Genomic DNA, 22,941 nt, shown 5'->3' with positions numbered 1-22,941 from the left:
CCTGAAACCGGCCTAGGCGTAATCATCATCTTTGAACGCCGAAAAAGTAAGATGCACCTGTTCGGCAGCGTGGCGTTCGGGCAGCGTGAGGTCGGCAAAGTTCCTCAAGGGATTGCGGGATGGGTGATAAAACCCTATCGACGGCGCAGATTCCTCCATTGCGCCACCCACCCCGGTATTGCCGATTGTGTAGTCGCTCGTTTTCCGCGCCTTCATCCGCCCCACGTTCTCGGCAATGTCATGCTCTTGCGTGATGTGCCCGAAAGTGCCGCTGGGACGGCGGTAGTAGACCGTCGGCCGCTGCCCCGGCTGGCTTGTGGTCCCGATGATGTTGATCGGCTGGTATAAATGCTCGGCAACAACGTGATCGATTGCCGCCTTGCGCGCGTCGGAGAAGGATCCGAAGAACGCCTTGATTTTCCCCACCCGGCCAAGCGGCCTGCCCAGGTGTGCATCCACATCTGCCTGGAATTGATTGTATCTTTGCTTGTAACTGGCCATCGCCACCCTCCTTGCCAATGAAGCTTGAACAGGAATGGAATCAAGTGGACACGCTTCCGTGCCCACCTTCCAGTGGCGGCTGACGCAAATTCCATACCATTGGGCACGGCTGCGTATACAGGGGGAAGAGCCGCCTGAACCGGGTCAAATCCCACCCGGTCCAGGTCCCATCTCACCCTGTTGCATCGCGCGCAAAAAGAAAAAGCCAACCGTAAAGGTTGGCTTTTTCTGCGATGACGGCGAAGATTACTTTTTCTTCTTCGGCGCCAGCACCATGATCATCTGGCGGCCTTCCATCTTGGGGAACTGCTCGACCTGGCCGAATGGCTCCAGGTCGGCTTTCAGACGCTCCAGCATGCGCATGCCGATGTCCTGGTGGGCCATTTCACGGCCGCGGAAACGCAGCGTGATCTTGGTCTTGTCACCGTCTTCCAGGAACTTGGTCAGATTGCGCAGCTTGATGTTGTAGTCGCCATCATCGGTACCCGGACGGAATTTGACTTCCTTGACCGAGATCACCTTCTGCTTCAATTTGGCTTCGTGCGCCTTTTTCTGTTCCGAATACTTGAACTTGCCGTAGTCCATCAGACGGCAGACCGGCGGCACGGCGGTCGGTGCGATTTCCACCAGATCAACGTTCGCCTCTTCCGCCAGGCGGAAGGCTTCGGCCAGGCTCACGATGCCCAGCGGCTCATTGTTCACACCGGTCAAACGCATTTCCGGTGCAGTGATTTCGCCATTGATGCGATGCGACTTGTCAGTAGCTATTGCAGTTTCCTTTAAAAATGATTGAGCGGCCGGTAAGACGGGTTTCCGTCAGGCTTTGGAAGCGACATCCGACTGGAGTCGTTCCACCAGGGCATCGATCGACATGACGCCCAGATCGACATTGCCCCGCGCGCGCACGGCCACGGTGTTGGCATCCCGTTCCTTATCGCCAATCACTAGGATATATGGCAATTTTTGCACGGAATGTTCACGTATTTTATACGTTATCTTCTCGTTGCGCAAATCAGCGGTGACGCGGAACCCGAGCTTCCTCAGCTTTTGCTCAAGGTCTTTCGCATATTCCGCCTGGGCATCCGAGATATTCAAGATGGCAACTTGCACCGGCGCCAGCCACATCGGCAGCGCGCCGGCGTAGTTTTCGATCAGGATGCCGATGAAGCGCTCCAGCGAGCCGACGATGGCACGGTGCAGCATGACCGGGGTTTTGCGGGTGTTGTCGACCGCCACATACTCGGCGCCGAGGCGCTCGGGCATGAAGAAGTCCACCTGCATGGTACCCACCTGCCATGGACGGCCCAGCGAATCTTTCAGGTGGTATTCGATTTTCGGGCCGTAGAAGGCGCCCTCGCCCGGCAGCTCGGTCCAGGTCACGCCGCAGGCGCGCAGGCCGTGGCGCAGCGCCTCTTCCGCTTCGTTCCAGATTTCATCGGTGCCGATGCGGTTGTCCGGACGCAAGGCCAGCTTCACGTCGATATTGGTGAAGTCGAAGTCCTCGTACACTTCCATGGCCTGCTTGTGGAAGGCCACCACTTCCGGCTCGATCTGCTCGTGGGTGCAGAAGATGTGGCCGTCGTCCTGGGTGAAGCCGCGCACGCGCATGATGCCGTGCAGCGCGCCCGAAGGCTCATTGCGGTGGCACTGGCCGAATTCGCCGTAGCGCAGCGGCAGGTCGCGGTAGGAGCGCAGGTCGCTGTTGAAGATCTGCACGTGGCCAGGGCAGTTCATCGGCTTCAGCGCGTAGGAACGGTTCTCGGACTCGGTCACGAACATGTTTTCGCGGTAGTTGTCCCAGTGGCCGGTCTTGCCCCACAGGCTGGCGTCCAGGATCTGCGGCGCCTTCACTTCCTGGTAGCCGTTGTCCTGGTACTTCTTGCGCATGTACTGCTCCACCTGCTGCCAGATGGTCCAGCCTTTCGGATGCCAGAACACGAGGCCCGGCGCTTCGTCCTGGAAGTGGAAGAAGTCCAGCTGCTTGCCCAGCTTGCGGTGGTCGCGCTTTTCCGCTTCTTCCAGCATGAACAGGTACTGTTCCTGCTCTTCCTTTTTCGCCCAGGCGGTGCCGTAGACCCGCTGCAGCATTTCGTTCTTCGAATCGCCGCGCCAGTAGGCGCCGGCCAGCTTCATCAGCTTGAACACTTTCAGCTTGCCGGTCGACGGCACGTGCGGGCCGCGGCACAGGTCGGTGAAGTTGCCTTCGCTGTACAGGGACACATCTTCATTGGCCGGAATGGAGGCGATGATCTCGGCCTTGTAATGCTCGCCGATGGATTTGAAGTAGGCCACGGCTTCATCGCGCGGCAGCACCTTGCGGGTGACTTTCTCGTCTTTCTTCGCCAGCTCGGCCATTTTCTTCTCAATGGCTTGCAGGTCGTCCGGGGTGAAGGGACGCTTGTAGGAGAAGTCGTAGTAGAAGCCGTTTTCGATGACCGGGCCGATGGTGACTTGCGCGTCCGGGAACAGCTCCTTCACCGCGTAAGCCAGCAGGTGGGCGGTGGAGTGACGGATCACGTCCAGGCCTTCCGGATCCTTGTCGGTAACGATGGCCAGGTCCACGTCCTTGTCGATCAGGTAGGACGTATCGACCACTTTGCCGTCGACCTTGCCGGCCAGTGCTGCCTTGCCAAGGCTGGTGCTGATGTTGGTGGCAACCTGCGCTACGGTGAGGGGTGCGTCGAACTGACGGACGGAACCATCGGGAAGTCGGACTGAAACCATCATGATCTCCAATTGGGTGCTGCGGATACTGCGCTGAAAACTGCGGACGAAAAAAAACGCGGACTAGCCGCGTTTTTCTTCAATATTGACAAGCAAAAGAAAGCCGATCGACTAGCGTCACTCACTAACCAAGCTGGTAGTTCGCGGTGTCATAACCGGATTTGCCTTTCTCGCTCTTACTGTGTGTTCTGGTGGGCGGTGCAGAATTCGAATCTGCGACCCCTTGGATGTCGACCAAGTATTCTAACCAGCTGAACTAACCGCCCGATGGCCAGCATTATAGAGAGGCCGGGAAATAAAAACAAGGGCTTTTTCAGAGGGAACGCGGTGTTGCCCCTCGTGCTATATTGAGCGCCCCATGAAAAGATTCCTTCTTACACTGTTTATCAGCCTGTCCGCCGCCTGGGTACAGGCCGCGGAACGCGGCACGGTGGAGGAAGCGCAGCAGCTGGTGGAAAAGGCGGCGGCCATGATGCGCACGGCCGGGCCGGCGCGGGCGCTGACCGAATTCAGCAATCCACAAGGCTCCTTTACCTATCGCGACCTCTACATTGTGGTGCTCGACCAGAGCGGCGTGGTGCGCGCGCATGGCGCCCTGCCGCATATGATCGGGCAAAACGTGGCCAACTGGCGCGATGCCGACGACCGCTATGTGATGCGCGAACTGCTGCAGCGCGCACAGCGCGGCGAAACGGGACCAATCCGCTACAAGCGCCCTTATCTCGGCACGGACCAGGTGCGGCTGAAGATGACCTGGTTCAGGAAGGTGGACGGGTATGTGATTTTTTGCGGGGCTTATCCATGAATGATGCAGCACACCTGCATGCGCACCTGAAGGGCGATGCGCGGCACCAGCACTACCGCGCCGACCGCTCGCTGAAAATCCTGGCCTGGGCGCTGGGGCTGACGCTCGGCTTCGCCGGCGTTGAGGTGGTTGCAGGCTTTCTTTCGAATTCGCTGGCGCTGATTTCCGATGCGGGGCATATGGTGACGGATGCCGCGTCACTCGGCCTGGCGCTGTTGGCCCAGTTTATCGCGAAGCGTCCGCCCTCCTCCCGCTATTCCTTCGGCTACGGACGCGCCGAGGCGCTGGCGGCCTTTATCAACGGCATCGCCATGCTGTTCGTGGTGGGCTGGATTGTGTTCGAGGCGGCGCACCGTTTTTCGCATCCGCAGGCGGTGCAGGGCGAGATGGTGTTTATCGTGGCGGCGATCGGGCTGGGTGTGAACGTGCTGGTGGCCTGGGTGCTCTCCAAGGACCGCGACAGCATGAATACGCGCGCGGCGTTTATTCATGTGCTGGGCGATATGCTGGGGTCCGTGGCGGCTTTGGTGGCGGGTGCGGTGATCTGGTACACCGGGTGGATGCAGATCGACCCGCTGCTGTCGGTGCTGGTGTCGCTGCTGATCCTGAAGTCCACCATCGGCATTTTGCGCGAATCGAGCCACCATCTGATGGAAGGGGTGCCTTCGCATATCGATTACGCGCAGCTGGGGGCGGATCTCGAAGCTGTGGAGGGTGTGGTGTCGGTCCATGATCTCCACGTGTGGGACATGTCGCCGGGCGAGCCTGCATTGATCGGGCATGTGGAAGTGCCGGACCTGCAGGCCTGGCCGCGCACGCTGAAGGCCATCAGGACGATGCTGCGCGATAAGCATGGCATCGATCACATTACGCTGCAGGCCGAGGTCGCAGGCCGGCAAGGTGCTCCGCAGTAATATTGCTCAGAAATTGGGGACAGACCCGGATTTAAATAATCCGGGTCTGTCCCCAATTATTAGGCGCGGCGGGCTTCGAGGACGCCGCTGACTTCGGAGATGGCGGACAGGGCCTTCTGCAACTGGCTGGTGGAGCCGATTTCCGCCGTGAAGGTCATGCGCGCCTGGCCTTTCGCGCTTTGCGTGTTCACGCCGATCACATTGATCTTCTCGCGCGAGAAGACCTCGGAGATGTCGCGCAGCAGGCCCTGGCGGTCGCCCGCCAGCACGAACATGTCGACCGGGAACACCGTGTCGGTACGCGTGTTGCCCCACTCCGTCACAATCACCCGCTCCGGCGCCTTGGCGCGCATTTCGGCAAAATTCTTGCAGCTCAGGCGGTGGATCGATACGCCCTTGCCGCGCGTGACGAAACCCACAATCGGGTCCGGCGGCGCGGGCTTGCAGCAGCGCGCGAGCTGCGTCATCAGGCCGTCGGTGCCCACCACCAGCACACCCGACTTGGCGCCCTGTTCCGTGCTCGACGCGCGGCTCTTGTTGAGCACCACTGCATCTTCCGGCTCCACTACTTCCACCGGATCGTGCAGCGCCTGCTCTACGTGGCGCAGGCTGAATTCGTCCTTGCCCACGGCGGAGAACAGGTCGTCCACTTTCGAGAAGCCCAGCTTCTGCGCCAGCGATTCAAGGTTGACGGCCGTCTTGCCTTCTCGCTGCAGCGATTTTTCCACCAGCGCGCGGCCGTGCGCCAGCGTTTCCTGCATGTCGATGGCGTTGAACCAGGCGCGCACCTTGGCGCGCGTGCGGTTGCTGACCGTGTATTCGGCACTCAGCCAGTCGCGCGACGGGCCTACCGTGCCGGGCGCGCCCTTGGCGGTGATGATCTCGCAGGTCTGGCCGCTCTTCAGGCGCGTGTTCAGGGGCACCATCACGCCGTCCACGCGCGCGCCGCGGCAGCGATGGCCGACATCGCTGTGCAGGTGGTAGGCGAAGTCGATCGGGGTGGCGCCGACCGGCAGTTCCAGCACGCGGGCCTGCGGCGTCAGCACGAAGATGCGGTCGTCCAGCGAGGCGGACTTGAGCTTTTCCACCCATTCGCGCTGCACGTCTTCCTGGTCCACCACGGCATCGGCCACGTCGGTCTTCCAGGCCAGCAGCTGGCGCAGCCAGGCGATCTTCTCGTCGTATTTCTGGCCCTTGAAGTCCGAGCCGCCCTCTTCCTTGTAGCGCCAGTGCGCAGCCACGCCGTATTCGGCGAAGTTGTGCATTTCCTGGGTGCGGATCTGCACTTCCAGCGGGCGGCCGTCGTCCGCCGTCACCACCGTGTGCAGCGACTGGTAGCCGTTCGGCTTGGGACGCGAAATGTAGTCGTCGAATTCTTTCGGGATCGGGGTCCAGATGTTGTGGACCACGCCGAGCACCGTGTAGCAGGTCTTCACGTCCTTGACGATGACGCGGAAGGCGCGCACGTCATACAGCTCGGTGAAGTCGAGCTCCTTGCCCTTCATCTTGTTCCAGATGCTGTAGATGTGCTTCGGACGCCCGAACACTTCGGCCGCAATGCCGGCGGAAGCCAGCTCGGACTGCAGACGCTCGATGGACGAGGTGACGAAGCTCTCGCGCATCATGCGCTTCTCTTCCAGCATCTTGGCGATGCGCTTGTAGTTCTCCGGCTCGATCATGCGGAAGGACAGGTCTTCCAGCTCCCATTTGATCTGCCAGATACCGAGGCGGTTGGCCAGCGGCGCGTAGAGGTCCAGCGTTTCGCGGCCGTAGGCATGCGTCATCTCGTTGAACAGCTTGGTGTCCGCGAAGTAGCGCAAGGTGGTGCAGCAGGACGCCAGGCGCACCAGCACCACGCGCATGTCCGAGGCCATGGCCAGCAGCATCTTGCGCAGGGTTTCCAGCTGGGCGACGGCCTGCTGCGCCGCGTTCTTGCCGCGCGTGTCGGCATTGGCCGAGGACTGGGTGAGTTCGCGCAGGCGGATCAGCTGGCGCACGCCGCATACCAGGTCGTCGACTTCCTTGCCGAAGCGCTGTTCGATGAACGGCGCCTGCGCCGGTTCGAGCACGGTGAGCTCGAACATCAGGCCCGCAATGCGCGTTTCCACATCGGTGCGCAGGTAGGCCAGCGTGCTGGCCACACCGATGGCAAATTCAAATGCAGGCTGGCCGCTGCTCGCGGTCTTGCCTGCATAGGCTTCGTGCGCTGCATCGAGCGCGCCCTGCATGCGCAGGGCCTCGTCGGCTGAAAGTCCTTGTACCAGCAGCTCCGACGTAGCGCTGTTCAATGCTGCAGTTGAAACCATACGAAACCTTTACAACTAAAAACCGAACCTTAACGCTGTGCTGCCACCACAACCACTTCAACGAGGCAGGCCGGATTGGCCAGCTTGGCTTCCACCGTCGCGCGCGGCGGCGTGTGGCCGTTGGCAACCCATGCGTCCCACACTTCGTTCATGCCGGCGAAATTGGCCATGTCCGAGATATAGATCTGGGTCGACAGGATGCAAGTCTTGTCGCTGCCGGCTTCGGCCAGCAGGCGGTCCACATGGCCCAGCACTTCCGTCATCTGTTCCTGGATGCCGACGCTGGTGTTTTCAGCGATCTGGCCGGCCAGGTAGACGGTGCTGTTGTGGATTGCCACTTCGGACAGGCGTTTGCCCACGTGCAGTCGTTTGATTTCCATATTCTTCTCTTCTTTACTGGTTCAACAAAAAATCGCGCGCAATGGCGATCTGGTTATCGTGCATGAACGTCGGCGCATGGCCGACGCCCGGAATTTCGACCAGCCTGGCTTTCGGCCCGCGCTGGGTCATGGCCAGTGCAGTCTCGCGCGAGAGCAGGTCTGAATGCTCGCCGCGCACCAGCAGGGTCGGGCAGCGGATCGCATCGTATGCGGCCCACAGCATGGCCTGGTCGCGTTCCGCGGATTCCGGGGTGATGCTGCGGAAGGGATGTGCCAACCCCATATCATAATGGCGGCTCCATTGGCCGTCCTTGTCCTGGCGCAGAACGTCGGCGGCCAGCTTGTGCCATTCGGCGTCCGTATGCTCGCCGAAGGGCTTAGAGACTTCGCGCACCCACTGCGCGCCGGCCTCGAAACTGGGGAAGCGCAGCTCCTGGCTCAGGTAGTCGCCGATGCGGCGCAATGCCACGCCATCCAGCGACGGACCGATATCGTTCAGTATCAGGCGTTCAACCGGCGAGTCCGGCAGCGAGGCCAGGCCCATGCCGATCAGCCCCCCCATCGAGGTGCCGAACCAGGACACGGTCTGCTTTTCGCCATCGGCCAGCACACGCGCCAGCAAAGTCACCATATCGCTGACGTATTGCGGAATGCGGTACAGGTCCGGGTTGTGCAGCTTGCCCGAACGGCCGCGGCCCACAACATCGGGACAAACGATACGGTAATCCTTGCACAATGACTGTGCGAGAGCATCGAAATCGTCCGAAACGCGGGTCACGCCATGCACGCACACCAGTACGTCCGGATTGGAAGCATCGCCCCACTCCTTGTACGCCATGTGGTGCAGGCCTGCCATCGACAGGCATTGAACGGATTTTATTTTCGCTTCGGCCATCGCCTGGTCCCTCTGCCATTTGCTTTTCGGGCTACATTTTAACGTGCATTGGATTTAGAATCCTAACAAGCTTACTTTTACCACAGAGGATGAGATGACGAGCACTAACTTACGAGGCAAAACCGCGCTGGTAACGGGGTCGACTTCCGGCATCGGCCTGGGCATTGCGCGCTGCCTCGCGGCCGAGGGCGCCAATATCGTTTTCAACGGCTTCGGCGATGCAAAGGAAATCGAACAGCTGCAGGCCGATGTGGCAAAGGAATTCGGCATCCAGACCGCCTATCACGGCGCGGACATGAGCAAGCCGGCTGAAATCGAAGCAATGATGAAGTTCATCGACGAGAAATTCGGCGGCACCGATGTGCTCATCAATAATGCCGGCATCCAGCACGTGGCGAACGTGGACGAGTTCCCGGTCGAGAAATGGGACGCGATCATCGCCATCAACCTGACCTCCGCCTTCCACACCTCCCGCCTCGCGCTGCCGGGCATGAAGAAGAAAAACTGGGGCCGCATCATCAATATCGCTTCCGCCCATGGCCTGGTCGGCTCGGCGGGCAAGTCGGCCTATGTCGCGGCCAAGCATGGCATCGTGGGCCTGACCAAGGTGAGCGCGCTGGAAACGGCGACCACCGGCGTCACCGTGAACGCCATCTGCCCCGGCTTCGTGCTGACGCCGCTGGTGCAGAAGCAGGTCGACGCGCGCGCGGAAAAGGATGGGCTGAGCAATGAGCAGGCCAAGCACGCGCTGCTGGCCGACAAACAGCCATCCGGCGACTTCGTGACGCCGGAAGAACTGGGCGGCCTGGCCGTCTTCCTGTGCAGCGACGCGGCCAAACAGGTACGCGGCGTGGCGTGGAATGTGGACGGCGGCTGGGTGGCGCAATAAGCCTTATGGCATAAGTAGTAACGCATAGTGGTTTTCCGCATTGCGGTTAACCACAATGCGGATATTCACAATGGCGATATCTCTCATCGCCGCGCATGATGCGGTCATCAAAAGTGGAGACCGCATCATGAAAAAACCCTTCTACAAAATCCTGTACGTGCAGGTGCTGTTCGCGATTGCGCTCGGCGTCCTGCTCGGCATCTACCTGCCGACCGACGCCGTGGCCATGAAGCCGCTCGGCGACGGCTTCATCAAACTCATCAAAATGATCATCGCGCCGGTGATCTTCTGTACCGTGGTGTCGGGCATCGCCGGCATGCAGGACGTGAAGAAAATCGGCCGCGTGGGCGGCAAGGCCCTGCTCTACTTCGAGGTGGTGTCCACCTTCGCGCTGGTGATCGGCCTGTTCGTGGCCAATATCGTGCAGCCGGGCGCCGGTTTCAACGCCGATCCCGCCACGCTGGACACCAAGGCCATCGCGCAATACACCGAGAAGGCCAAGCACCAGTCCACCGTGGACTTCGTGATGAACATCATCCCGAATACCGTGGTCGATGCTTTCGCCAAGGGCGATATCCTGCAGGTGCTGCTGATCTCCGTGCTGTTCGGCTTTGCGCTGTCGCTGCTGGGTGAGCGCGGCAAGCCGATCACGAACCTGATCGACGATGCGGCCCAGGCCATCTTCGGCATGGTCAACATCATCATGAAGCTGGCCCCGATCGGCGCGTTCGGCGCGATGGCCTTCACCATCGGCAAATACGGCATCGCTTCGCTGCTGCCGCTGGCCAAGCTGATGGGCTCTTTCTACCTGACCTGCTTCCTGTTCGTGTTCATCGTGCTGGGCACCATCGCGAAGGCGACGGGCTTCTCGATCGGCCGCTTCATCCTGTATATCAAGGAAGAACTGCTGATCGTGCTGGGCACCTCGTCCTCCGAAAGCGCCCTGCCTTCGCTGATGCGCAAGCTGGAAAAGCTGGGCGCGCCGAAGTCGGTGGTCGGCCTGGTGGTACCGACGGGCTACTCCTTCAACCTGGACGGCACCAATATCTACATGACGATGGCGGCGCTGTTCGTGGCGCAGGCGACCAATACCGACCTCACGCTGACGCAGGAACTCACCATCCTGGGCGTGGCCATGCTGACGTCGAAAGGCGCTTCCGGCATTACCGGCGCCGGCTTTATCACGCTGGCTGCAACGCTGGCCGTGGTGCCGACCATTCCGGTGGCGGGCATGGCGCTCATTCTCGGCATCGACCGCTTCATGAGCGAATGCCGTGCGCTGACCAACTTCGTGGGTAATGGCGTTGCAGCGATCGTGGTGTCGAAGTGGGAAGGCGAGCTGGATACGGCAACGATGCAGCGCGAGCTGGCGCATCCCTCGCCGGTGGAAGCGGCTACCGGCAGCGCGCCGGAAATCGTGGAGCATGCGCCGGCCAAGTAAGGCTGCGGCGCAAAGCAAAAAGGCACGCCCGAAGCGTGCCTTTTTTTATGGTGCGGCGAAGTTTACAGTGCGCTGAAATCCAGCTCGACGCCGGTAGCGGCGGCGATCTGCTCCTTCGTTACACCCGGCGCCAGCTCGGTGACTTTCAGGCCTTTGTCAGTCACTTCCATCACACCGAGGTCGGTGATGATCAGGTCCACCACGCCCACGCCGGTCAGCGGCAGGTCGCATTTCTTCAGCAGCTTGTGCGAGGTGCTGCCGTCCTTGGCGGTGGCCACGTGCTCCATCAGCACCACCACCTTCTTCACGCCGGCCACCAGGTCCATTGCGCCGCCCATGCCCTTCACCATCTTCCCGGGGATCATCCAGTTCGCCAGGTCGCCCTTTTCGGAGACCTGCATCGCGCCCAGGATGGCGAGGTTGATCTTGCCGCCGCGGATCATGCCGAAGGAATCGGCGGAGCTGAAGTAGGCGGCGCCCGGCAGCGCCGTCACGGTCTGCTTGCCGGCGTTGATCAGGTCTGCATCCACTTCATCGTCGGTCGGGAAAGGACCGATGCCCAGCAGGCCGTTTTCGGACTGCAGGAACACTTCGATATCGGAAGGAACATAGTTGGCCACCAGCGTAGGCAGGCCGATGCCCAGGTTTACATAGAAGCCGTCCTGCAGTTCTTTCGCTGCGCGCGCGGCCATTTCATCACGAGTCCATGCCATGATTGTGTCTCCTCAGTTCGAACGCACGGTGCGCTGTTCGATGCGTTTTTCCGGCGTTGCGTTGAGCACGATGCGGTGCACGAAGATGCCCGGCGTATGCACTTCATCCGGATCGATCTCGCCGATTTCCACCAGCTGCTCCACTTCCACCACGGTGATCTTGCCGGAGGCCGCCACGTTCGGGTTGAAGTTGCGCGCGGTCTTGCGGTAGACCAGGTTGCCGGCCTTGTCGGCCTTCCAGGCCTTGACCAGGGCTACATCGGCCACCAGGCTGCGCTCCATCACGTACTGCTCGCCGTCGAATTCGCGGATCTCCTTGCCTTCCGCGACCACGGTGCCCACGCCGGTCTTGGTGAAGAAGGCCGGGATGCCCGCGCCGCCGGCGCGCAGCTTCTCGGCCAGCGTGCCCTGCGGCGTGAATTCCAGTTCCAGCTCGCCGGCCAGGAACTGGCGCGCGAACTCCTTGTTCTCGCCCACGTAGGATGCGATCATCTTCTTGATCTGGCGCGTTTCCAGCAGCTGGCCGAGGCCGAAACCGTCCACGCCCGCGTTGTTGGAGATGGCCGTCAGCTCTTTCGCGCCAGTGTCGCGCAGGGCTGCAATCAGCGCCTCGGGAATGCCGCACAGGCCGAAACCGCCAACAGCGATGGTCTGTCCGTCCTGGATGATGCCGGCCAGTGCGGCCTTGGCATCAGGGTAGATCTTATTCATGGGTGCCCCCTCTATTTTTTTGATAAGCTTGCTCTGTAGTACAGATCGCGACTCAGAATAGAATACGCGAGTCAAAAGCACAATACCGTAGAACTACCGCACAAACCGAAACGGAAACTGATGAACGCGCCTTACGAGATCGACTACGAGACCATTTTCAAGTATGCCCCGGTCGGCATGTGCATCTCGCTCAACCGCATTATCCAGTCCTCCAACGACGCGCTGACGTCCATGTTCGGCTACGGGCATGGGGAGCTGGACGGGCAATCGTTCCAGGTGCTGTATCCCACGGTGGACGAATTCCTGCGCACCGGCGACCGCATCATTCCCATCATGAACGCCAGGGGGCGCTATTCGGACGAGCGCATCATGCGGCGCAAGAACGGCGAGCTGTTCTGGTGCCACGTGACGGGGCGCGCGCTGGACCCGCAGCAGCCGCTGGGCGCGGGCGTGTGGACCTTCGAAGATGTGAGCGAAAAACGCCCGGTCTCGGCCGAACTGACGCCGCGCGAGCGCGAGATCGCGGCCTTCCTCGTCGAAGGCAAGACCAGCAAGCTGATCGCGCGCGAAACCGGCCTCAGCCCGCGCACGGTCGAGATGCACCGCGCCAAGCTGATGCGCAAATTCGGCGCCTCCACCTCTTCCGAGCTGGTCCACAAACTGATGGGCGTTACCGCCAAACCATGACACCGTGGGGTCAGGCGGGGCCGCCGAGGCACCTGTGTCAGCATGACAGGCGGTGCCTGACCCCATGGTGTCATGTTGCTCAGTGGCTATTGGGCGGTCATGCCGTCGTCGGCGGAGATGATGGCGCCGTTGATGAAGTGGGCTTCGTCGCCGGCCAGCAGCAACAGCAGGCCGTCGAGATCTTCCGGTTTGCCGGGGCGCTTGCGCGGCAGCATTTCGGCCAGGCGCTGGCCCTGCTCGCTGGCGAAGTAGTCCTCGTTGATCTCGGTCAGGATGTAGCCGGGACAGATGGCATTCGTATTGATGTTGTACTTGCCCCACTCCACCGCCATCGCCTTCGTCATGTGGATCACGCCGGCCTTGCTCATGCAATACACGCCGATCTGCGGCAGCACGCGCTGCCCCGCCACCGAGGCGATATTGATGATGCGGTGCTGCTTTTTCGGGTCGCCCTTGGCGCGCGCAATCATGCGCTTGGCCGCTTCCTGCGCCACGAAGAAGGCGCCGCGCAGGTTGGTGTCCATCACGAAGTTGTAGTCTTCCGGACTGACGTCCAGCAGCCTTTGCGTGGTCGATACGCCGGAGTTGTTGACCAGGATGTCGATCGGCCCCGCCTCCGTTTCGGCATGGGCGATCGCCGACTTGATGCTGGCGTAGTCCGTCACGTCCAGCGCCACCACGTGGGCCGCGCCGCCGTCGGCCTCGATCTCCGCCCTCAACTCCTTCAGCCGCTCGGTGCGGCGCGAGGCCAGCACCACCTGGGCGCCGGCGCCCGCCAGCACCTTGGCAAACCGCGCGCCCAGCCCGCTCGACGCACCGGTAATCAACGCGATCTTGCCTTCAAAATTCACTTCGATGCCCACGGCATTCCTCCTCTGTGTTCTGCACCCACATCATTACACAAAATGCCAGTATTAGACGGGAACATCTAATACAATGGCGCCGACATTGCGTTCATGCGAAAAAAGAAGCACACTCGTGCTAATTTGCTTTTTCAATATTCCTATAAAAAACATGACAAACCTCATCGAACAATACGGCCCACGCGAAGCGATGGAATATGACGTGGTCATCGTCGGCGGCGGCCCTGCCGGCCTGTCGGCGGCGATCCGCATCAAGCAGCTGGCCCAGGAGAAGGGCCAGGACGTGTCCGTCGTCGTGCTGGAGAAAGGCGGCGAACTGGGCGCCCATATCCTGTCCGGCGCCGTGATGGATCCGCGCGCCCTGACCGAACTGATTCCGGACTGGAAGGAAAAAGGCGCCCCGCTGAATACGCCGGTCACGGAAGACCGCATGCTGTTCCTGACCGAGGGCAAGGCGCTCAAGACCCCGAACTTCATGCTGCCGCAGTGCTTCCAGAATCACGGCAATTACGTAGTGTCGCTGGGTAATGTGGTGCGCTGGCTGGGCCAGCAGGCCGAGGCGCTGGGCGTGGAAATCTTCCCCGGCTTCCCTGCCGCCGAGATCCTGTACAACGATGATGGCTCGGTCAAGGGCGTGGCCACCGGCAATATGGGCGTGAAGCGGGACGGCGAGCCGGGCCCGGATTTCCAGCTCGGCATGGAGCTGCACGGCAAATACACGCTGTTCGCCGAAGGCGCACGCGGCCACCTCGGCAAGCAGCTGATGGCCAAATTCGACCTGAACAAGGGCAAGGACCCGCAGGCCTACGGCATCGGCATCAAGGAGCTGTGGGAAATCGATCCGGCCAAGCACAAGCCCGGCCTCGTGATCCACACCGCGGGCTGGCCGCTGGCCAGCGATACCTACGGCGGCTCCTTCCTCTATCACCTGGAGAACAACCAGGTGGTGGTGGGCTTCATCGTCGGCCTGAATTACGAAAATCCCTACCTGTCGCCTTACGAGGAATTCCAGCGCTATAAGACGCACCCGGAAATCCGCCACTTCTTCGAAGGCGGCAAGCGTATTTCCTATGGCGCGCGGGCGATCACGGCCGGCGGCCTGCAGTCGCTGCCGAAACTGGTGTTCCCGGGCGGGGCCCTGGTCGGCTGCGATGCCGGCTTCCTGAACATGAGCCGCATCAAGGGCAGCCACGCGGCCATCAAGTCCGGCATGCTGGCCGCCGAGGCCCTGTTCGACGCGCTGGGCGCCGGCCGCCAGCACGACGAACTGGCCGCCTACCCCGCCGCTTTCGAGCAGTCCTGGCTGCACGAGGAACTGCATGTGGCGCGCAATGTGAAGCAGTACCTGAGCAAGGGCCTGTATATGGGTTCGCTGCTGACCGGCATCGACCAGATCCTGTTCCGCGGCAAGGCGCCATGGACTCTGCACCACAGCCATGCCGACCATGAATGCCTGAAGCCGGCCGCCAACTACGCGCCGATCGCCTATCCGAAACCGGACGGCAAGCTGACTTTCGACAAGCTGTCCTCGGTCTTCATTTCGAATACCAACCACGCCGAAGACCAGCCGATCCACCTGACCCTGAAGAACCCGGCGGTGCCGGTGGATGTCAACCTGGCAAAATACGCGGGCCCGGAGCAGCGCTACTGCCCGGCCGGCGTCTACGAGTTCGTGCGCACGGACGAAGGCCAGGACCGGCTGCAGATCAATGCCCAGAATTGTGTGCATTGCAAGACTTGCGATATCAAGGATCCGACCCAGAATATTGTGTGGGTCACGCCGGAAGGCGGCGGCGGGCCGAACTATCCGAACATGTAAGCAGTAACAATATAACAACAGCGCAGCGCCCCGGCCTGCGCTGTTTTTTTATGTGCAAAAAAAATTTCAAAAATTTCCGCGTGGAATTTAATGTATGCTCGTAAACGGTCGTCTTGTACTTCTGAGAGCGCAGAGCGACTGCTGCTCTGGACTTGAACCCACCCCAACAGGAGTTTCTCATGCTGAGCCTTCACACTAATGCAGCGGCACTGTCCGCACAAAACGCGATCTCCAAGACCCAACAGAATCTGTCGATGTCGATGACGCGCCTGTCCACCGGCTACCGCGTCAATTCGGCAATGGACGACGCTGCCGGCCTGCAGATTGCAACCCGTCTGAAAGCGCAGACCAGCGGTATGGCTACCGCAGCGCGTAACACCCAGAACTCGATCTCCCTGCTGCAAACCGCTGAAGGTTCCTTCGACGAAGTGAACAACATGCTGGTGCGTATGAAGGATCTGGCAACCCAGTCCGCCGACGCTTCCTCGACCGACGACGACCGCGTTGCTCTGCAAGCTGAATACGATGCACTGGGCCTGGAACTGGCCAACATCATGAAAAACACCACCTTCGGCGGCCAGATCCTGCTGGAAGGCGGTACCGTTGCTGCTTCGATGGACTTCCAGATCGGTGCAAGCTCGGCTGAAAAAATGACGATCGACCTGTCGGCCGACATGACCCAGCTGACCGCAACCGACCTGACCGCTGTGACCTCGAACTACACCGCCGCTGCAACCGGCGCTGAAGTGACCACCCAGGGCGCGGCTTCCACCATCATCGACGTGATCAACACCGCTATCGACTCCGTCGGTAAAGTGCGTTCCGCACTGGGTGCTGCTGCTAACCGTCTGGACCACGTTGCCACCAACCTGGCCAACGTTTCGACCAACACCAAGAACGCAACCGGCCGTATCATGGACGTGGACTTCGCTTCGGAATCCGCAGCGATGACCTCGAACCAGATGCTGCTGCAAGCTGGTACCGCAATGCTGAAACAGTCGAACAGCCAGTCCTCGCTGGTTCTGTCCCTGCTGCAATAATAAGCGCAGACGAACCCCAGGCGCCCCCAGTGCCTGGCGGTTCCGGACAAGGAGCCAACCGGACGCCCGGTTGGCTTTTTTCGTTTGGACGCATGATATAGTGGCTATATGGCAATTGACCGTGTTCCGCCGTTAAATTCGGCGCTGACCATTCCGGAACGTGTCGCCCGCGAACAGCCGGGCCACGCGCAGCCGATCCCATCGGTCGCCCAGCCACATGACAGCACTCCCGAATTCGCCCTGCATTCCGGGCTGCCGGCCTCGGTCGGCGCCCTGCTCGATGCCGTCGACGGCGCCACCAAGGGCCAGCAGGCGGCCACGGCCGCCGCGGCCGGCCTGGCCGCGCGCCTGCTGTCCGGCGAGGAGCCGGCCGGCTCCATGGCCGCCAACCAGATTTTCCTGACGCGCCAGCTGGTCTGGCATCCGCCCGACACCAGCATCATGGCCGCGTCCTGGATGGTCATGGTGCGCACCTACAGCGAACAGCGCGCCGCGCTGCAGCGCCAGGCCAGCGGCCGCCAGGTGCCGGCCAGCCTGCTGATGGCCGACCCGGCCCACGCCGTCATGCTGCGCGACGGCGGCCGCCCGGCGCCGCAGCTGACGCAGGAGGTGGATGCCTGGCGCTTCGCCGTCTACGCCTGGGGCGCCGAGAAGCTGGTGCTGCGCGTGGTGGCGCGCGATCCGGGCCAGGAAGATGGCCCGAACCGCCAGCGCCGCCGCCCGCGCATCGCGCTGCGGCTGGAACTGAACCTGCCGGAATTCGGCAAGATCGTGATCCAGATGGAGCCCGCCGAAAACGGCGTGGCGCTCGAGATCGGCGCGGCCCAGGGCGCCGCCATGCAGCATGTGCGCGACATGCTGCCGAAAATCGCCTCGATGGTCAGCCGCTGCGGCGTGCAGATCGTGCGCGCGCGCCTGATGCGCGAACTGTCGCCGGTGAACGCCATCGACAACCAGCCCACCCGCAGCCAGGTCAACCTGCTGTCGCCGGCCATCTTCAAGGCGATGGCCGAAGTGGCGGTGCTGATGTCGCAGCCGCTGCCGCCGGATGAGCTGTTCTTCGAGCCTTCCGGCCAGGCCCGCGCCGGCTAGCCGGCGAACGCCGCCCGCAGGCTTGCGGTATCGCGGCGCAGCAGCGTTTCATTGAACCAGAGTTCAACCTTGCCGTCCTTCGGCGCGCGCAGGCGGACCTGCGCCTGCGCCAAGCGCGCTTCCAGTCCCGCCAGGCGTTCCGGCGCAATTTCCAGCACGGCGATATTGCTGCCCTGCTCCACCCGCTGCACGCGGAAGCCGGGCGTGGCCTCCAGCGCCGCCAGCAGCTGGTCGCCCGCGGCGCGCACGGCGGCCCAGCGCTGCTCCACGCCATCCAGCGCGGCCAGGGCCGGCAATGCCGCTTCCCAGCCGTTGTAGATGCTGGCGCCGAACTGGTGGCGCAATGCCCGCGCCTTCGCCATCATGGGCTTGCTGCCGGACAGCACGCCGCCGAAAGGCGCGTTCAGGTATTTGTACAGCGACACATAGACCGTGTCGAAAGGCGCGCAGTAGCCCTGCACCGTGAAGCCGGGCATGCCCGACATCAGCAGCAGGCGGGCGCCGTCCAGGTGCATGGGAATGCCTTTGGCACGCGCCAGCTGCGCGATCGCGGCCACCAGCGGCGGCGCCAGCGTGGCGCCCTGGGCGCGGCGCACCGGGCTTTCCAGCGCAATGGCGCCGACCTTGATCGGGTATGGGCCACTCTCGGCGCGCTCGATGGCGGCGGCCGTTTCGGCCAGCGTGGGCGCGGCGCGGCCCGGCGCCAGCGGCACCAGGTTGATGCCGCTCAGGTTGGTAACAGCATTCGATTCGTCGCGGTAGAGATGGCTTTCCTGCTGCACCAGCGCGTGGCGCGCTTCGCCGCACAGCAGGCGCACGGCAATGTGGTTGGCCAGCGTGCCGGTGGGCAGGAAGACCGTGTCCTCCTTGCCCAGCAGGGCCGAGAACTTCGCTTCCAGTTCCGCCACCGCGCCGCCGGACAGGTAGCTGTCGCTGACTTTCTCGCGCCCGGCCAGCAGGGCCTGCAACTGGGCGGCGTAGCCCGCGGGGCTGCGCGGCAGCGAGTCGCCGGTGAACAGGACCAGCTGGTCCGTATTCGCTGCCGGAAGCGCGCCGGGCTGGCCGGCGGCCTGCGCGGCGGCGGGCACGCCGAGCACCGCCAGCGGCAAGGAAGATCCCAGGAACTGGCGGCGGTTCAGCGTCATGGTGTTTTCCTTTATCCGACGGTGCCGATGATGCTGACTTCGCGGTTTTCCGGCACTTCGTTATACGAGAGCACATGCAGGCCCGGCGCGAACAGGCGCGCGTAGCGCGCCAGCAGCGGACGGATCTGCGGCAGCACCAGCAGCAGCGGCGGCGTGGCCTGCTGCTTCATCTGTTCGCGCGCCACCGGCATATTGACCTGCAGCTGCGACAGCAGGTGCGGGTCGATCGGGTAGTTGTCCAGCACCACCTTGCCGCTCTGGCGCGCCTGGTTCAGGGAACCGAGCAGCATGTTTTCCAGTTCGCCGCCCAGGTTGAAGGCCAGCATTTCGGTCTTCTGGCCGAACAGGCCGGCCACGATCTGGCGCCGCAGCGCGCAGCGCACTTCGGCCGCCAGCAGGATGGGATCCTTGGTGGTTTCCGAGCTGTCCAGCAAGGTGGTGGCGATCGGCACGATGTCCTTCAGCGACACGTTTTCCGCCAGCAGCGCGCGGAACACGCGCAGCATCTGGGTATGGGTCAGCGCCTTGTCCAGCGCACCGCCCAGCTTGGGCGACAGCGCCGTCAGGCGTTCGATGATGGCCGATACGTCCTCATGGCGGAACAGCTCGGGCAGGTATTCGCGGATCAGTTTCGACACGTGGGTGGCGATGGCGCTCGGGGCCTCCACCACCTGGTAGCCGAGGCCCAGGGCCTGGGCCTTGTCCTTGGGATCGATCCAGGTCACGGGCATGCCGTAGGCGGGCTCGATGCCGGGGATGCCGTCGACCTGGCCGTAGGTATTGCCGGAAGCGATGGCCATCAGGCGGTCGGGGAACACTTCGGCCTGCGCCACCACGGCGCCGCTCAGCACCACCGAATACTGCGAAGGCTTCAGGCCCAGGTCGTCGCGCACGCCGATCGGCGGCAGCACGATGCCCATGGATTCGGACAGGCTCTGGCGCACGCCGCGCACCCGCTTGGTCAGCAGCTCGCCGTGCGCCTTGTCGATCATGCCCACCAGCTTGTAGCCCAGCAGCACCTGCATCGGCTGCACCATGGGCAGGTTCTGCCACTCCAGCTCCGGCGTCTTCTGGTCGCTGAGGGCGGCCTCGATGGCGGCCAGGTTGCTATTGTCCGGCACCCGCGCCTGGCGCTGCTGCATGCGCCAGCCGACAAAGGCGATCACGCCGGCAAAGATCAGGAACACCTGCCACGGCATGCCCGGCACCAGGCCGAGGATGACCATGACGGCCGCCGCGCTGAACAGCACGTTCGGCGAGGCCAGCAGCTGGCTGCCGACCTGCTGTTCGAAGTCGCCCGAGTCGCTGACGCGGGTCACGATGATGGCGGCCGCGGCCGACAGCAGCAGCGCCGGGATCTGGGCCACCAGACCGTCGCCGATGGTCAGCAGCGCATAGGTGCGGAAGGCGTCGCCGAAGGACAGGTCGTGCATCAGCGAACCGATGGCCACGCCGCCCACCAGGTTGATGATGAGGATCAGGATGGAGGCGATGGCGTCGCCGCGCACGAACTTGGAGGCGCCGTCCATGGCGCCGTAGAAGTCCGCTTCGGTGGCCACTTCGCGCCGGCGCAGCTGGGCTTTTTCCTGGTTGATCAGGCCGGCATTCAGGTCGGCGTCGATCGCCATCTGCTTGCCGGGCAAGGCATCGAGCGTGAAGCGCGCCGACACTTCGGAGATGCGCTCCGCGCCCTTGGTGACGACGGCGAAGTTAATGATCATCAGGATCACGAACACCACCATGCCGACCACGAAATTGCCGCCGATGACCACATTGCCGAAGGCCTCGATCACCGAACCGGCGGCATGCGTGCCGTTATGGCCGTGCAGCAGCACCACGCGGGTGGAGGCCACATTCAGCGTCAGGCGGGCCAGCGTGGTGGCCAGGATCACGGTCGGGAACACCGAGAAGTCCAGCGGGCGCTTGGCGCTCACCGACACCAGGATGACGATCAGCGACAGCACGATGTTGAAGGTGAACAGCACGTCCAGCAGCATCGGCGGCAGCGGAAGGATGATCATCGCCAGGATCGCGACCACGAAGGCCGGGGTGGCGAATTTATGGCGGCGCATCTCTGCGATCATCCGGTTGAAGAAATTCATGACGTTGAAGCCTCACTCATCGATGTTGGAACCACTACCTGGTCCGGGAACGGGGGCAGCGCCTGGCGCCGGCCGGCCCGGAAAGCTTTCATCTGCAGCACATAATGCAGCACCTGCGACACCGCCTGGTACAGCTGCACCGGTATCTGCTGGTTGACCTGGCTGGTATTGTAAATGGCGCGTGCCAGCGGCGGCAAAGGCATGACCTCGACGCCGCTCTCCTGCGCGATCCTGCGGATGTACAGCGCCATCTCGTCCACGCCCTTGGCCAGCACAAAGGGGGCTTCGGCACGTTTCTCGTCGTACTTGAGGGCCACCGCATAGTGTTCCGGGTTGACCACCACCACGTCGGCATTCGGCACCGTCTTGCGCGCGCTGCGCTGGGCCAGGGCGCGCTGCAGCTGGCGGATGCGCTGGCGCACTTCGGGCCGGCCTTCGCTGGTCTTGTGTTCTTCCTTCAGGTCCTGCTTGCTCATGCGCTGCTGGCGCGCGTAGAAGAAGGCCTGGGCCGGCACGTCGATGATGGCGAAGATGACGAACACCGCCACCAGGGCCATCAGGCCGTCCAGCATCAGGGCCGAGCCGTTCAGCATGGCCTCGTCCAGCGGCAGCGACTGCAGCCGCGTGTAGTCGCCCACCGTGGAGCGCGCCACGTGCACCAGCACCCAGCCCAGCACGCCCGCCTTGCCGACCGACAGCGCCAGTTCCCAGGCGTGCTTGCCGCTGAACAGGCGGCCCAGGTTGGCGGCCGGGCTGAGGCGTTCGAACTTGGGCTCCCAGTGCTTGGTGCTGACCACCCAGCCGCCCGGCACCATGGCGGCCAGCACGATGAACAGCGGCACCACGAACAGCGGCACCAGCATCTTGAGCAGCAGCAGCGCCGAGTTGCCCAGCATGACCGTCATGCCGTTGTCGATGGCGCCCGGGCTGTCCAGGGACAGGAAGCCGGCATGGAACAGCGCGCGGAAATCCTGCAGGTAGCCGGGCAGCAGGAACACGAAAAGCTTGAGGCTGACCAGGATGCCGATGGCCGTGGCCAGGTCGCGCGAACGCACCACCTGCCCTTCCTGGCGGGCCTTCTTCAGCTTCTGGGCTGAGGCCTTCTCTGACTTGTCGCCGGTACTGTTGTCAGCCATGGCCCGCCGCCTGCATCTGCTGCCGTATCATGTCCAGCACGCGGCCGGACATGCGCACATAGTGTTCGGGAATGAAGCGCACCACATGGCCCAGCATCAGCAGGCCGAAGACGGTGATGACGGAAAAGCCCAGCGCGAACAGGTTCAGCGTGGGCGCCACCCGGTTCAGGAAGCCGAAGCCCAGCTGCACCACCAGCGTGGAAAACACGATCGGAATCGCCAGCAGCATGGCGGCCGAGAACACCCAGGCCACGTTCCAGGCCACCGTTTCCAGCAGCAGCGGCCTGTAGCCGCTGCCCAGCGGCCAGGCGCGGAAGCTTTCGCCGATCACGCCGGCCAGCACCAGGTGGGCGTCGACGGCGAAGAAGATGATGATGGTGAGCATGGCCAGCAGCGCCGATACCACGTCCGACGAGGTGCCGTTCAGCGGATCGTTCATCACCGCCAGCGAGAAGCCCATCTGGCTCGAGACGATGAAGCCCAGCACGCCGATGGCCGACATGGTGAAGTGGAAGGCCAGCCCGATCACGCCGCCGATGATGGCCTGCTCCAGCGTGGCCACCACCGCGCGCAAGGTGAAGGGGTCGATGACCACCTGCTCCTTGTTGGTGATGGGCAGCATGATGATGGCCAATACCAGGGACACCAGGATACGGACCGGCACCGGCACCATCATCTCGCCCAGCACGGGCGCGGCGCTCAGCATCGCCATGATGCGCACAAAGGGCCACCACAGTGCGTTCAGCAGGGGCAGCAGGTTGTACAGGACCGGTTCCAT

21 protein-coding genes and 1 tRNA gene are annotated in these 22,941 nt (G+C 62.7%); 8 read left to right on the top strand and 14 right to left on the bottom strand.

The genetic code is table 11. From position 1 onward, the window contains the following. Positions 1 to 12: 12 nt before the first annotated feature. The 4 genes from ACJRPG_RS19000 to ACJRPG_RS18985 all read right to left on the bottom strand — a co-directional run bounded on the left by ACJRPG_RS19000 (position 13) and on the right by ACJRPG_RS18985 (position 3,491). Positions 13 to 501 (bottom strand): hypothetical protein, encoded by a 489-nt coding sequence (locus ACJRPG_RS19000; protein ID WP_408001672.1) that lies wholly within the window; start codon positions 499 to 501, stop codon positions 13 to 15. Positions 502 to 747: 246 nt separating this feature from the next. Continuing rightward, positions 748 to 1,269 (bottom strand): translation initiation factor IF-3, encoded by a 522-nt coding sequence (gene infC / locus ACJRPG_RS18995; protein WP_408001822.1) that lies wholly within the window; start codon positions 1,267 to 1,269, stop codon positions 748 to 750. Positions 1,270 to 1,317: 48 nt separating this feature from the next. Beyond that, positions 1,318 to 3,225 (bottom strand): threonine--tRNA ligase, encoded by a 1,908-nt coding sequence (thrS, locus tag ACJRPG_RS18990; protein WP_408001821.1) that lies wholly within the window; start codon positions 3,223 to 3,225, stop codon positions 1,318 to 1,320. A gap of 189 nt (positions 3,226 to 3,414) precedes the next feature. Beyond that, positions 3,415 to 3,491: transfer RNA gene (locus tag ACJRPG_RS18985), tRNA-Val, on the bottom strand. A gap of 92 nt (positions 3,492 to 3,583) precedes the next feature. On the opposite strand from ACJRPG_RS18985, the gene ACJRPG_RS18980 reads away from it, so the two are divergent. Together ACJRPG_RS18980 and ACJRPG_RS18975 are read left to right on the top strand one after the other, a co-directional pair. Then, a complete protein-coding gene (locus tag ACJRPG_RS18980; protein WP_408001671.1) occupies positions 3,584 to 4,030 on the top strand; it encodes a cache domain-containing protein in 447 nt (148 codons plus the stop codon). Beyond that, the gene (locus ACJRPG_RS18975; protein WP_408001670.1) at positions 4,027 to 4,944 is read left to right on the top strand and encodes a cation diffusion facilitator family transporter; all 918 of its coding nucleotides are present in this window, start codon (positions 4,027 to 4,029) and stop codon (positions 4,942 to 4,944) included. The genes ACJRPG_RS18980 and ACJRPG_RS18975 overlap by 4 nt, the downstream gene beginning before the upstream one ends. A 59-nt stretch (positions 4,945 to 5,003) precedes the next feature. On the opposite strand, the gene ACJRPG_RS18970 is transcribed toward ACJRPG_RS18975, so the two are convergent. The 3 genes from ACJRPG_RS18970 to ACJRPG_RS18960 are packed head-to-tail and all read right to left on the bottom strand — an operon-like array spanning position 5,004 to position 8,525. Beyond that, positions 5,004 to 7,250 carry a RelA/SpoT family protein gene (locus ACJRPG_RS18970; RefSeq protein WP_408001669.1) on the bottom strand — a complete coding sequence of 749 codons (2,247 nt, stop codon included), beginning with the start codon at positions 7,248 to 7,250 and terminating at the stop codon, positions 5,004 to 5,006. 29 nt (positions 7,251 to 7,279) lie between these two features. After that, positions 7,280 to 7,630 carry a RidA family protein gene (locus ACJRPG_RS18965; protein ID WP_408001668.1) on the bottom strand — a complete coding sequence of 117 codons (351 nt, stop codon included), beginning with the start codon at positions 7,628 to 7,630 and terminating at the stop codon, positions 7,280 to 7,282. Positions 7,631 to 7,643: 13 nt separating this feature from the next. Beyond that, a complete protein-coding gene (locus ACJRPG_RS18960) occupies positions 7,644 to 8,525 on the bottom strand; it encodes an alpha/beta fold hydrolase (RefSeq protein ID WP_408001667.1) in 882 nt (293 codons plus the stop codon). Positions 8,526 to 8,619: 94 nt separating this feature from the next. Between ACJRPG_RS18960 and ACJRPG_RS18955 the strand changes: the two genes are divergently transcribed. Together ACJRPG_RS18955 and ACJRPG_RS18950 are read left to right on the top strand one after the other, a co-directional pair. Next, a complete protein-coding gene (locus ACJRPG_RS18955) occupies positions 8,620 to 9,414 on the top strand; it encodes a 3-hydroxybutyrate dehydrogenase (RefSeq protein ID WP_408001666.1) in 795 nt (264 codons plus the stop codon). A 127-nt stretch (positions 9,415 to 9,541) separates the two neighbouring features. Continuing rightward, entirely contained in the window at positions 9,542 to 10,855 is a 1,314-nt protein-coding gene (locus tag ACJRPG_RS18950) for a dicarboxylate/amino acid:cation symporter (RefSeq protein WP_408001665.1), read from the top strand. A 62-nt stretch (positions 10,856 to 10,917) separates the two neighbouring features. Here the strand turns inward: ACJRPG_RS18950 and ACJRPG_RS18945 are convergent, their stop codons facing one another. Continuing rightward, positions 10,918 to 11,568 (bottom strand): CoA transferase subunit B, encoded by a 651-nt coding sequence (locus ACJRPG_RS18945; protein WP_408001664.1) that lies wholly within the window; start codon positions 11,566 to 11,568, stop codon positions 10,918 to 10,920. Between the two features lie 12 nt (positions 11,569 to 11,580). Next, the gene (locus tag ACJRPG_RS18940) at positions 11,581 to 12,279 is read right to left on the bottom strand and encodes a CoA transferase subunit A (RefSeq protein ID WP_408001663.1); all 699 of its coding nucleotides are present in this window, start codon (positions 12,277 to 12,279) and stop codon (positions 11,581 to 11,583) included. Between the two features lie 120 nt (positions 12,280 to 12,399). On the opposite strand from ACJRPG_RS18940, the gene ACJRPG_RS18935 reads away from it, so the two are divergent. Then, positions 12,400 to 12,966, top strand: coding sequence for a LuxR C-terminal-related transcriptional regulator (locus ACJRPG_RS18935; protein WP_408001662.1), 567 nt, complete (start codon positions 12,400 to 12,402; stop codon positions 12,964 to 12,966). 86 nt (positions 12,967 to 13,052) lie between these two features. On the opposite strand, the gene ACJRPG_RS18930 is transcribed toward ACJRPG_RS18935, so the two are convergent. Further along, complete coding sequence (locus ACJRPG_RS18930; RefSeq protein ID WP_408001661.1) at positions 13,053 to 13,829, bottom strand: SDR family oxidoreductase; 777 nt, start codon at positions 13,827 to 13,829, stop codon at positions 13,053 to 13,055. 190 nt (positions 13,830 to 14,019) lie between these two features. Here ACJRPG_RS18930 and ACJRPG_RS18925 point away from each other — a divergent pair, with 190 nt between their 5' ends. The 3 genes from ACJRPG_RS18925 (at position 14,020) to ACJRPG_RS18915 (ending at position 17,780) form a co-directional block, all read left to right on the top strand. Then, complete coding sequence (locus ACJRPG_RS18925) at positions 14,020 to 15,648, top strand: electron transfer flavoprotein-ubiquinone oxidoreductase (protein WP_408001820.1); 1,629 nt, start codon at positions 14,020 to 14,022, stop codon at positions 15,646 to 15,648. 179 nt (positions 15,649 to 15,827) lie between these two features. After that, positions 15,828 to 16,688 (top strand): flagellin N-terminal helical domain-containing protein, encoded by an 861-nt coding sequence (locus ACJRPG_RS18920; RefSeq protein WP_408001660.1) that lies wholly within the window; start codon positions 15,828 to 15,830, stop codon positions 16,686 to 16,688. A 108-nt stretch (positions 16,689 to 16,796) separates the two neighbouring features. Next, positions 16,797 to 17,780 (top strand): hypothetical protein, encoded by a 984-nt coding sequence (locus tag ACJRPG_RS18915; RefSeq protein ID WP_408001659.1) that lies wholly within the window; start codon positions 16,797 to 16,799, stop codon positions 17,778 to 17,780. Here ACJRPG_RS18915 and ACJRPG_RS18910 read toward each other — a convergent pair. Genes ACJRPG_RS18910 through ACJRPG_RS18895 form a run of 4 tightly spaced genes read right to left on the bottom strand, consistent with a single transcriptional unit; the run spans position 17,777 to position 22,941 of the window. Further along, complete coding sequence (locus ACJRPG_RS18910; RefSeq protein WP_408001658.1) at positions 17,777 to 18,925, bottom strand: threonine aldolase family protein; 1,149 nt, start codon at positions 18,923 to 18,925, stop codon at positions 17,777 to 17,779. The two genes, ACJRPG_RS18915 and ACJRPG_RS18910, sit on opposite strands and share 4 nt — an antisense overlap. 11 nt (positions 18,926 to 18,936) lie before the next feature. Further along, a complete protein-coding gene (locus tag ACJRPG_RS18905; RefSeq protein ID WP_408001657.1) occupies positions 18,937 to 21,027 on the bottom strand; it encodes a flagellar biosynthesis protein FlhA in 2,091 nt (696 codons plus the stop codon). Continuing rightward, complete coding sequence (locus tag ACJRPG_RS18900; RefSeq protein WP_408001656.1) at positions 21,024 to 22,163, bottom strand: EscU/YscU/HrcU family type III secretion system export apparatus switch protein; 1,140 nt, start codon at positions 22,161 to 22,163, stop codon at positions 21,024 to 21,026. The genes ACJRPG_RS18905 and ACJRPG_RS18900 overlap by 4 nt, the downstream gene beginning before the upstream one ends. After that, positions 22,156 to 22,941: a flagellar biosynthetic protein FliR gene (locus ACJRPG_RS18895; RefSeq protein WP_408001655.1), complete on the bottom strand. Its 786-nt coding sequence runs from the start codon at positions 22,939 to 22,941 to the stop codon at positions 22,156 to 22,158. The genes ACJRPG_RS18900 and ACJRPG_RS18895 overlap by 8 nt, the downstream gene beginning before the upstream one ends.

Origin of the sequence: Pseudoduganella rhizocola (genome assembly GCF_045984285.3) — a bacterium.
GTDB lineage: Bacteria > Pseudomonadota > Gammaproteobacteria > Burkholderiales > Burkholderiaceae_D > Rugamonas.
Note: the sequence above shows the minus strand (reverse complement) of the source record. Positions and strands in the feature narration are given on the sequence as shown.

Bases quoted from the DNA above. Each gene is read 5' to 3' on its own strand.
- ACJRPG_RS18925 (WP_408001820.1), top strand. From the start codon at position 14,020: ATGGAATATGACGTGGTCATCGTCGGCGGCGGCCCTGCCGGCCTGTCG.
- ACJRPG_RS18975 (WP_408001670.1), top strand. From the start codon at position 4,027: ATGAATGATGCAGCACACCTGCATGCGCACCTGAAGGGCGATGCGCGG.
- ACJRPG_RS18955 (WP_408001666.1), top strand. From the start codon at position 8,620: ATGACGAGCACTAACTTACGAGGCAAAACCGCGCTGGTAACGGGGTCG.
- ACJRPG_RS18900 (WP_408001656.1), bottom strand. From the start codon at position 22,163: ATGGCTGACAACAGTACCGGCGACAAGTCAGAGAAGGCCTCAGCCCAG.
- ACJRPG_RS18915 (WP_408001659.1), top strand. From the start codon at position 16,797: ATGGCAATTGACCGTGTTCCGCCGTTAAATTCGGCGCTGACCATTCCG.
- ACJRPG_RS18945 (WP_408001664.1), bottom strand. From the start codon at position 11,568: ATGGCATGGACTCGTGATGAAATGGCCGCGCGCGCAGCGAAAGAACTG.
- ACJRPG_RS18950 (WP_408001665.1), top strand. From the start codon at position 9,542: ATGAAAAAACCCTTCTACAAAATCCTGTACGTGCAGGTGCTGTTCGCG.
- ACJRPG_RS18910 (WP_408001658.1), bottom strand. From the start codon at position 18,925: ATGACGCTGAACCGCCGCCAGTTCCTGGGATCTTCCTTGCCGCTGGCG.
- ACJRPG_RS19000 (WP_408001672.1), bottom strand. From the start codon at position 501: ATGGCCAGTTACAAGCAAAGATACAATCAATTCCAGGCAGATGTGGAT.
- ACJRPG_RS18895 (WP_408001655.1), bottom strand. From the start codon at position 22,941: ATGGAACCGGTCCTGTACAACCTGCTGCCCCTGCTGAACGCACTGTGG.
- ACJRPG_RS18960 (WP_408001667.1), bottom strand. From the start codon at position 8,525: ATGGCCGAAGCGAAAATAAAATCCGTTCAATGCCTGTCGATGGCAGGC.
- ACJRPG_RS18965 (WP_408001668.1), bottom strand. From the start codon at position 7,630: ATGGAAATCAAACGACTGCACGTGGGCAAACGCCTGTCCGAAGTGGCA.
- thrS (WP_408001821.1), bottom strand. From the start codon at position 3,225: ATGGTTTCAGTCCGACTTCCCGATGGTTCCGTCCGTCAGTTCGACGCA.
- ACJRPG_RS18970 (WP_408001669.1), bottom strand. From the start codon at position 7,250: ATGGTTTCAACTGCAGCATTGAACAGCGCTACGTCGGAGCTGCTGGTA.
- ACJRPG_RS18920 (WP_408001660.1), top strand. From the start codon at position 15,828: ATGCTGAGCCTTCACACTAATGCAGCGGCACTGTCCGCACAAAACGCG.
- ACJRPG_RS18980 (WP_408001671.1), top strand. From the start codon at position 3,584: ATGAAAAGATTCCTTCTTACACTGTTTATCAGCCTGTCCGCCGCCTGG.
- ACJRPG_RS18905 (WP_408001657.1), bottom strand. From the start codon at position 21,027: ATGAATTTCTTCAACCGGATGATCGCAGAGATGCGCCGCCATAAATTC.
- ACJRPG_RS18935 (WP_408001662.1), top strand. From the start codon at position 12,400: ATGAACGCGCCTTACGAGATCGACTACGAGACCATTTTCAAGTATGCC.
- ACJRPG_RS18940 (WP_408001663.1), bottom strand. From the start codon at position 12,279: ATGAATAAGATCTACCCTGATGCCAAGGCCGCACTGGCCGGCATCATC.